The following is a 9,583-nucleotide window of genomic DNA, read 5'->3' as shown; positions in this document are numbered from 1 at the left end:
GATTCAGGATCTCAAATAACTATATCAACCCCTCAAAAATAGTTTCAATATCTTCCCCGTAAAAATACTCTTCCAAAAGTGGACAGATTTTGTATTTCATCACAAACTCATTATCATGATTCCCTATAAAATAAGCATGTCCGATTAAATAATCAGCACCTCGTCGTTCTTTGATAATTGCATTTATTTTTTTGACGTTTTCAGGCAGGAACTCTTCTATTGGCTCCATTCTCACAAACGTAAAACGGCGGCGTAGTGCAATATCGACGAGTGCAATCGACTTGTCTGCCGTATTCATTGTCCCAATGATATAGAGGTTTTTTGGAACACCGAATTGCTCTTTAGAGTATGGCAATGTCACCATCAGTTCATTATCTTCACCGAGACGTTTATCTTCTTCGAGGAGGGTAATAAGTTCACCAAAAATCTTGGAGATATTTCCTCGATTGATTTCATCGATGATGAGATAATAGTTTTTGAGTTCATCGGTTCGTATCTCTTTTTCATTTTCTGACAAATACTCTAATAGTGCATCATAGTACGGTTGAAGACCGCCAATAATATGATTATTTCGACCATTTTCATACATTTTTCTAAGTGTATTGATCGACAATGAATGTTTTGACTCACCAGTATCTTTATCGAAAAGAATCGACTTATCCGTTATCTCCGTGATATGGAATCGTGAGCGTTTCATTTGAATAGATAATCGTTCTCCATCCGATACCTGATCGACAATCAACGCTCTAAATAACTCACTAAAATCTCGTTTGATCTCTTTGGTAGTAGAGGCTTCTTGATTCGTTTTTGCTATTTTGGCAATATCTCTAAAAATACCTTTTTCTAGGTGAATATTCCCCTCTTCATTTGGTCGAAATCCTTCTACAAAATCTTCATAACTATAACTTTGATGAAAGGTCAAAAACTGATAACGCCCTTCTGTTTTAACAGTATCAAATGAGAGAGTTTTATATTTCGAATTTTCTAATTCATCGAGACTATCGCCATTTTCTAGAATCGAAATTAATTTTTTGTGTGAATACGTTTTACCGACACCTGGAGGACCGTAAAGGATAATATTTTTTGGAAGATTATTCATAATTTGACTACTTTTAGTATCTAAAGTTATTTCTTTTAAAAATTCTATATATTTACCTATCGCCGCACTTGGAGCTGAATTTTGTATATCTCGATTAAATGGATGCAAATCTCCTCCATTTAGCAGCCTTACTTGCAATTTTTCAAGATAAGTTATATCTGTACATTCAAATAAATTCTGATATAAACTTTGGTTTAATTGAGTCAATTTTTTTGGCAACCTATCCCGTAACATATTTGGATACTGACTTACTGGACTATTTGTAATTACCTTATTTTTAAGCCATATTTTAAATTTTTCTTCTTGTTCAATTGCACTCATACTATTTCTCCAACTTTATTTTTCATCTCTACAATATATTCACGAAAACTACTTACATTACTCTGCAATTCTACGCTTCGTATTTTTAGTATCACACTTTCTCCCTGTTTCCCTAAATTAAGAGATTTAGAATCACTTAAATCGATTAAGTGCTTCGGATACAACAGCATTGTTTGATCGATTTTATAGTTTTTCCCATACACGTACATCTGATATTTATCATCTCTTTTCAATTCCTCTTTGCCATTGACCTTTTTGTATTTCGTATCGATAATAAGACGATTTGAAATCAAAATATCAGGTTTGAGTTTGAGATTACCGAAATTATTTTCAGTTTGAATGATCGCAGTTGGCTCAATAGATCGGACGATTTTACCAATAAACTGCTCAAATAGTACATTCATATCAAACATAAATGCCCACTCATTCGCCCCTACTTTATCAAAACGAATATTGAGATTTTGAAGGATGAGCAAAGCGATTTTATAAAGATGTCGAAACCTCTCATTAAGCCGATGCCAATGATAGGTTGTATGAGGATTATAATAGGGAGTGACCTCGTCGAACATCAGATGAAGCGTCCCTAGCTGTCGTCTATTATCAGCACTGTTAGTAATCCGACGACATACATTGACTGTATATGCAAAAAGTGCATTGAGAGGATTGTCAGGACTAAATTCGTCATATTCACAATAGATTTTATCCCGCACGAAATTTGTCCGTGCATCCATCCCAGCCATAAAACGTCCCCTCATCACTCGGAGGTTATCTTGCACCGTGATATACTCCCGATACATCCCTTTTTCAACTTCACGTATCAGTTCACGTGAGAAAATCGAGATCAATAGTTCTAAAATCGGACTTTTTTCGGTATCGGTAGAAGCAATACTCTCATCTACTTTGAGATCATACACATACGAGAGCATATAAGTGAGATAACGAAGATTAGCGACATCATTATGTTTGTCAATTTTTGGAAGAATTGTTAGAGTTTGATTAGCAATTTTAAGCGCACCACAATATTGAGTTGCTTTGACCTCACCCCATCTCTCAGAGAAATAGCATTGAAATTCAGTAGGAATAAAAAGGTTTATTTTTTCATATTCGTGTACAATCATTGCTAACTATTATACACTTTTTCTTGCAACGATGAATTATAAAATGAAGGTTTAGATTCCGTGTCAAGCACGGAATGACGATACGTTGTCATCCTGAACTTGATTCAGGATCTTAGATTGCGGATCTACCCAAAGGGCACGTGAAGTCCGCAATGACAAAGCTGTCATATACGGAATGAGGGAATTGTTCTTAGTGGCGAACGTTGAGGTTGTTTTTGTTGATCGCTTCGATCACAGCAGTGATATGTTTCATTTTTGCCTCTTCGTCATCCATGTTATGGATCGCATCGAGGTTAAAGTGTTGCAATTTAGTATCAAGATACCCAGTGTCGAGTTCACCTTTGATAAAGTGCTCATCACGAACGATTTGACGGTGAAGCGGGATATTCGTCGGAACACCCTCGATCAAGAACTCATCCAATGCGCGACGCGCTTTGCGAACAACATCTTCCCATGTCAATGCTGTAACGATCAATTTTCCGATCATTGAATCATAATTCGATGGGATTTGATAGTTGGTGTACGCCATAGAGTCCAAACGAACTCCCGGACCACCCGGTGCAAGGTAGTTGGTGATAAGACCCGGAGATGGGACGAAGCCCATTTTCGGATTTTCAGCGTTGATACGGAATTCGATCGCATACCCACGGAATTTGATCTCTTCTTGCATGAAGATCAACGGATCACCCTCAGCGATTTGGATCATACGTTGGATCAAATCGATCCCTGAGATCGCTTCAGTAACCGGATGTTCAACTTGAACACGGGTATTCATTTCGATGAAATAGATGTTGTCGTCTTGGTCAACCAGATATTCGATCGTCCCGACACTCTCATAGCCGAGTTTGAACATCGCTTTGGTAGAGATACGGTAAAGCTCACGGCGTGTCGCTTCGTTGAGCAACGGTGATGGAGCGATTTCGATCACTTTTTGGTGACGACGTTGGATCGAGCAGTCACGGTCTCCGAGGTGGACAACGTTACCGTATTTGTCCGCAACGATTTGGATTTCGATGTGACGTGGGTTTTTGAGATATTTTTCGATAAATACTTCTCCACGGCTAAAGAAACGGAGTGATTCATTTGTTGCCGACTCATACATCTCTTTGAAATCTTCCGCGCGTTCAACGATACGCATACCGCGTCCGCCACCGCCGAATGCCGCTTTGATGATAATCGGGAATCCGATACCGCTTGCAATTTTTTCGGCATCGTCGATGTTATCGATAGGCTCATCGGTACCCGGAAGCATCGGAACGCCCACAGCACGCATCGCTACTTTAGATGCCATTTTGTCACCAAAAAGGGCGATATGTTCCGGTTTAGGACCGATGAAGATGATACCGTTATCGGCACACGCTTGAGCGAACTCTGCACTCTCGGATAAAAATCCGTATCCCGGATGGATCGCATCACAGTCAGCTTTTTTAGCCAATGAGATAATACGATCATAATCAAGATATGCGGCAATCGGATCACCCATAATCGGATAACATTCATCAGCTTTACGTACCCAAACACCGTTAACGTCTACTTCTGAAAATACAACGACACTTTGAATTTCCAACTCTTTACAAGCACGAATAATACGAAGTGCGATTTCACCACGGTTTGCAATCAATACTTTGCTGATCTTTTTAGTTTCCACTATATTCCCTCATTTGAACATCTTTGAGTGTTAGCCTCGTTAGATACCCGATATCTTGATTTAAAAATGAAATTATAGGATAAAACTGCTGTTATTGCAAAATTTTTTCTATCTCTTCCTTTCATGTCGCTATTTCCCTCTATCCATACCGGTTCACTCATCATTATTGGATTTTTTTCAATTTGCTATTATAATGATCAAAAAAACAGGGATCCACTCATGAAGATAGCAGAAAATATCACTGAACTGATCGGTAATACCCCCTTGGTACGCCTCAACACTCCCTCAAATGCGAGCGGTGCCACTATCTTAGGCAAATGTGAATTTATGAACCCTACCAGCTCAGTCAAAGACCGAATCGGATTCAACATGATTAAAACGGCAATGGATGAGGGACGCATCAATGCCGACACCCTCATCATCGAACCGACCAGTGGTAATACGGGGATCGCCCTCGCCTCTATTTGCGCCGCATTGGGGCTCAAGCTCACCCTAACTATGCCGGAATCGATGTCGATCGAGCGACGTAATCTCCTCAAAGCATTGGGAGCCAATCTCGTGTTAACCCCTGCCGCATCGGGAATGAAAGGGGCAATTGATGAGGCCAATGCACTTGTCGTATCAAACCCTAATGCCATCGTTCTTCAGCAGTTTGCCAATCCTGCCAACCCCTCTATCCACCGCATTACTACCGCTCAAGAGATTTTACGCGATACGGAGGGGAATGTCGATATTTTCATCGCTGCGGTCGGAACGGGAGGAACCCTCACGGGAACAGGTGAAGCACTCAGAGCCGCTTTGCCGAATGTTCAAATCATCGCCGTAGAGCCAAAAGATTCCGCTGTCCTCTCAGGAGGCAAACCGGGACCTCATAAGATTCAGGGGATCGGTGCGGGATTCGTCCCCGAGGTGCTTAATACAACCCTCTACAATGAAGTAATTACCGTAAGCAACGAAGAGGCGATAGCTGCATCCAAAGCCCTCGCTAAAACGGAAGGGCTTCTCGTCGGCATTTCAGCAGGGGCAAACGTCCACGCTGCCTCTCTCGTCGCAGCACGTCCAGAGAATAAAGGAAAAGTCATCCTCACCATTTTATGCGACACGGCAGAGCGTTACCTTAGCACTCCGTTGTTTGAATCGTAAATGCTCTTAGAAACCATCCGCTGTGAAGGGGGAGAGGCTCAACATCTCTCCTATCATCAACAGCGACTCAACCGTTCTCTTCACTCTCTCGGAATCGAAAAAACATATTCGCTACAAACACTAATTACACCCCCTACCGAGGGGCTATATCGATGTCGTTTTCTCTATGATGCCGAAGGTTATGAGATCGAATTTAACCCCTATACCCCTAAAAAAATCACCTCCCTTAAGCTGATACATACCGAGGAAATAGAGTACACTCTAAAATACTCAAATCGAGACTCTTTAAATACTTTATTGGCGCAACGTGGTGAGTGTGACGAGGTGCTGATCGTTAAAAACGGATTTCTTACCGACACCACCATCGCTAATATCGCTTTGTTCATTGAGGGGAGATGGCTCACTCCCGATACTCCGTTACTAGAGGGGACAACCCGCGCACGGTTGATCAAGGATGGATTTCTTACCCCTGCACCACTTACGCCGAATGATATCGCCCGCTCATGCAAAGTCGCCGTTATGAATGCAATGATAGGATTCGTTGAAGTCGAAAGTGGTATAATTACCTAAAAATACAGGTCTGTGATTATGTTATTCGATATTATCAAAAGTTCTTCATTCTCACGGTTGATGGAAAATCACGTTCGAGATATGCTCATTTATCTTTTCGAAAACGACCAAAATTTTGGTATTTTGTGTAAAATCGACCATGTAACCTTTGATCCCCCACTCCCGAAACATATCAATGATGAATTTCGAGCAATGACCCTCTTTTTTTTAGCAGGGTACACATTTGAGAGTGCTCGGATCGATAATGATATATTGATTTTTGAAGCGGGTTTCGGTCATGAGAATATCGGAAGTTTCGTATCTGTTCCGCTACTCTCTATCGTTCAAGTCATTATTGACGATACACCGGCATTTGTCAATCTCGCACTTCCGCAAGAGCAACATCCTACTATTAACATTGAAAAGCATGAAGGGGTTCAGAACTCGATGAGCGCACTGCTCGCGAATCCCGAAAATCAGAAGTTTTTGAAGAAAAAATAAGGGTTGAAGTTTATAACTTCAATCCCAATAAATACGTGACGACGTTATCGATAAACGCATCGTGTTTACGCTCTTTGCTGTAAACGATGTAAAACTTACGTTTGATTTTGAAATTTTTAATCCGTGCTTCGAACAATCTACCCTCGTCCACTTCATCGCTGATAACATGGCGAGAAATAACTGAAACAACGGGGCGTGCCGAATCTTTCGGCGTGCGCATCATCGTTTCTTTTATAGCTGTAGAACTTGCTACCACACCGATTACATTAAACCCTGAGCACTCAACTCCGATCTCTTCAAACACTTCAGCCGTTAACTTACGAGTGTGTGAATTTTCATCACGGCAAATCCAGTCAAATTTATACATATCTTCTTTACGAAGTTGTTTCGGAATCGGTTGATTTGAGAAAATAACCAACTCATCCTCTTCCCACTCGCGATAAATCAAACCATCTTTAAATACCGGTGATTCGATAAGAGCAATATCAATCTTTTTATCGAGCAGTTGATCGATAATCTCTTCTGAAAAGGCAACACGGATATGGACTTCGTTATTAATCTTATCTTTAAGCTGACCAAGATAAGAGGGAAGGACATAGTTACCTATCGCATACGATGCACCAACAACAAATGTAAACTCTTTATTAATAATCTTCAAGAGCTCTTTTTCACTCGATTGGATCGCTTTTTCAAGCTTGATCGCAATGCGAAAAAGGTCTTCACCCTCTTTGGTCAGCTTTATCCCGTTCTTTTTACGTTCAACAACGCGAGTATCGAGATAATCCTCGATAAACTTGATTTGTTGCGTTACCGCAGGCTGTGAAATGCCGAGTTTAGCGGATGCTTTCGAGAAACTTTTTTCCCGAACCACCGTTAAAAACGTCATAAGTTTGGCAAAATCTTTTAACATAATAATTCCTATAAGTTGAATGAATAGCAGTATTATAACTCGTAATTATAACCAATGCAAGAGTTTCACGATAACTTTTATCCCTTTTTTGCCCAAGGAATTTAAAAAATAGAAAAGTTGGGCTATAATAAATTAACTATTAATACGACCAAGGCGATAATGGCATGGATGAAATTCTCTCAAACCTCAATGAGGCACAGCGCAGTGCGGTCGAACGGATCGATGGACCTTTACTCATTTTAGCAGGTGCGGGAAGCGGAAAAACCAAAACCATTACGACACGTCTTGCCTACCTTCTCGATCAAGTCGGAATACCCGCCGGAAATACTCTAACCCTTACCTTTACCAACAAAGCTGCGAAAGAGATGAGAGAGCGGGCGATGGGACTTATTACCCAAAACTCTTACCCGCCGCTGTTGTGTACCTTTCATAAATTCGGATTGCTCTTTTTAAAATTTAATATCCATTTACTCGGACGTGGGAATAATTTTGTCGTAATCGATACCGATGACAAAAAGAAAATCATCAAAAAAATCAATGCCGATCTCCCGACTGCATTGATCGCTTCAGAGATTTCCCGTTATAAAAACTCACTTATCGAGCCCGCAGAAGCATACGCCCAAGCAGAACTCACCAACTACAAGCACATCGCCAAGATCTATGAAGAGTACGAAACGTATCTCCTCAAAAACAATCTTGTCGATTTTGATGATCTCCTCTGCCTTACCTATAAATTGCTCAACGAACATCCTGATTTGTGCAAACAAACCTCAGAAAAATATCGCTACATAATGATCGATGAGTACCAAGATACCAATGAGCTTCAACTCCGACTCCTCCAGAAACTCTGTTCTACCCACAATAACCTCTGCGTCGTAGGGGATGATGATCAAAGTATCTACGGCTGGAGAGGGGCGCATGTGCGCAATATCCTCGAATTCGATCAAGACTTTGCCAATACGATGGTGGTCAAATTAGAGCACAATTACCGCTCAACCCAGCCGATCCTCACAGTCGCCAATGCCCTCATTGAACACAACCGTTCCCGCTTGGGCAAAACCCTTATCGCCACAAAAGAGGGAGGAGATGACGTTCAAACCATGAGCTCCCACGATGAGAGTGAAGAGTCTCAAAAAATTGCCAAAGCGATTAAAGCTCTTATCCACCAAGGGGTACGACCCAACGAAATCGCCGTCCTTTACCGTATCAATGCGCTGAGCCGATCGCTCGAAGAGGGGCTAAATCGTGCCGGTGTCGCCTACAAACTGGTCGGAGGATTACGATTCTATGACCGTGCTGAGGTCAAAGATCTCATCAGCTATCTACGGGTCATTACGAATATCCATGATAATTTTTCGCTCAAGCGGATTATCAATAAACCCAAACGGGGTCTAGGGAAAGCAACCATCGATAAAATCGAGCTCTCTTCTATTGAGGCAGAGAAGTCAATGTTTGAGTTTATCTCTACCCTCAGCGATAGTGAGCTCGAAGGGTTGGTACGGAAAAAAAGTGCCGGAGAATTGCGTGATTTTGTGGCTGAAATTCTCGAACTTAGACGTGTTTCGGAAGAGGCAATTTACCGATTTATCGACCTGCTCGAAGAGCGCTTCAAAATCAAAGAAACCCTCAAAGGCCTCCCAGACGAAGCGGAGAAAATAGCCAATATCGATGAATTTTACGGACTCTTTCGCGATTATGTGAAACAAAATCCTGAGGCAACTTTGCCTGAATTTCTGAACGATATAACGTTGCAAAGTGAACAAGATCAGGTTGAGGGTGAGAGCATCTATATCATGAGTATCCACGCGTCTAAAGGGTTAGAGTTCGAACACCTTTTCGTCATCGGCTTGGAAGAGGGTTTTTTACCCCTCATCGGGGATGGAAGCGACCTCGAAGAAGAACGCCGGCTGGGCTACGTCGCCATCACTCGTGCCAAAAGCAACCTTACCCTCTCCAATGTCAACAGCCGTTTTTACAAAGGGCGCCGTACGGAGCTCCAAAAAAGCCGTTTTATCAATGAAGCAGGGTTGTGTGAGGGTTCTTTAATCTTGGAAAAAAATACCTCCTATAAAAAAGGGGATTTGGTTCGTCACAAAATCTTCGGAGCGGGGCGAGTCGAGGGTGTCAGCAAATCAGGGCGTGAGTTCAAACTCAGCATCAACTTCGGAGGCAATAAGCGCGATATTCTCGCCTCATTTGTCGAAAAACTCTAAGGTATTTATGAATCGTCTATTCGTTGCTTACAAACCCTCCGGTATCAGCTCTAACCAACTATTAGGGCAGCTCAAACGGCG

Annotated in this window: 8 protein-coding genes; 4 read left to right on the top strand and 4 right to left on the bottom strand. The window is 41.6% G+C overall.

The features are described 5' to 3' along the window. Positions 1–19: 19 nt before the first annotated feature. The 3 genes from JZU62_RS09275 to JZU62_RS09265 form a co-directional block, all read right to left on the bottom strand. The gene (locus tag JZU62_RS09275; protein ID WP_295014115.1) at positions 20–1,099 is read right to left on the bottom strand and encodes an AAA family ATPase; all 1,080 of its coding nucleotides are present in this window, start codon (positions 1,097–1,099) and stop codon (positions 20–22) included. A 317-nt stretch (positions 1,100–1,416) separates the two neighbouring features. Then, entirely contained in the window at positions 1,417–2,538 is a 1,122-nt protein-coding gene (locus JZU62_RS09270) for a restriction endonuclease (RefSeq protein ID WP_295014113.1), read from the bottom strand. Between the two features lie 190 nt (positions 2,539–2,728). Next, positions 2,729–4,186 carry an acetyl-CoA carboxylase biotin carboxylase subunit gene (locus JZU62_RS09265; protein ID WP_295014111.1) on the bottom strand — a complete coding sequence of 486 codons (1,458 nt, stop codon included), beginning with the start codon at positions 4,184–4,186 and terminating at the stop codon, positions 2,729–2,731. 219 nt (positions 4,187–4,405) lie between these two features. On the opposite strand from JZU62_RS09265, the gene cysK reads away from it, so the two are divergent. The 3 genes from cysK to JZU62_RS09250 are packed head-to-tail and all read left to right on the top strand — an operon-like array spanning position 4,406 to position 6,379. After that, positions 4,406–5,329: a cysteine synthase A gene (cysK, locus tag JZU62_RS09260; protein WP_295014109.1), complete on the top strand. Its 924-nt coding sequence runs from the start codon at positions 4,406–4,408 to the stop codon at positions 5,327–5,329. Continuing rightward, a complete protein-coding gene (locus JZU62_RS09255; RefSeq protein ID WP_295014107.1) occupies positions 5,330–5,899 on the top strand; it encodes an aminotransferase class IV family protein in 570 nt (189 codons plus the stop codon). 18 nt (positions 5,900–5,917) lie between these two features. After that, positions 5,918–6,379 carry a hypothetical protein gene (locus JZU62_RS09250; RefSeq protein ID WP_295014105.1) on the top strand — a complete coding sequence of 154 codons (462 nt, stop codon included), beginning with the start codon at positions 5,918–5,920 and terminating at the stop codon, positions 6,377–6,379. A 10-nt stretch (positions 6,380–6,389) separates the two neighbouring features. Here JZU62_RS09250 and JZU62_RS09245 read toward each other — a convergent pair whose 3' ends face one another. Then, positions 6,390–7,289 carry a LysR family transcriptional regulator gene (locus JZU62_RS09245; RefSeq protein ID WP_295014104.1) on the bottom strand — a complete coding sequence of 300 codons (900 nt, stop codon included), beginning with the start codon at positions 7,287–7,289 and terminating at the stop codon, positions 6,390–6,392. A 164-nt stretch (positions 7,290–7,453) separates the two neighbouring features. On the opposite strand from JZU62_RS09245, the gene JZU62_RS09240 reads away from it, so the two are divergent. Continuing rightward, positions 7,454–9,502: a UvrD-helicase domain-containing protein gene (locus JZU62_RS09240; RefSeq protein WP_295014101.1), complete on the top strand. Its 2,049-nt coding sequence runs from the start codon at positions 7,454–7,456 to the stop codon at positions 9,500–9,502. Positions 9,503–9,583: the final 81 nt, after the last annotated feature.

The sequence above is a fragment of the Sulfuricurvum sp. genome (genome assembly GCF_019163035.1).
Lineage (GTDB): Bacteria > Campylobacterota > Campylobacteria > Campylobacterales > Sulfurimonadaceae > Sulfuricurvum.
Note: the sequence above shows the minus strand (reverse complement) of the source record. Positions and strands in the feature narration are given on the sequence as shown.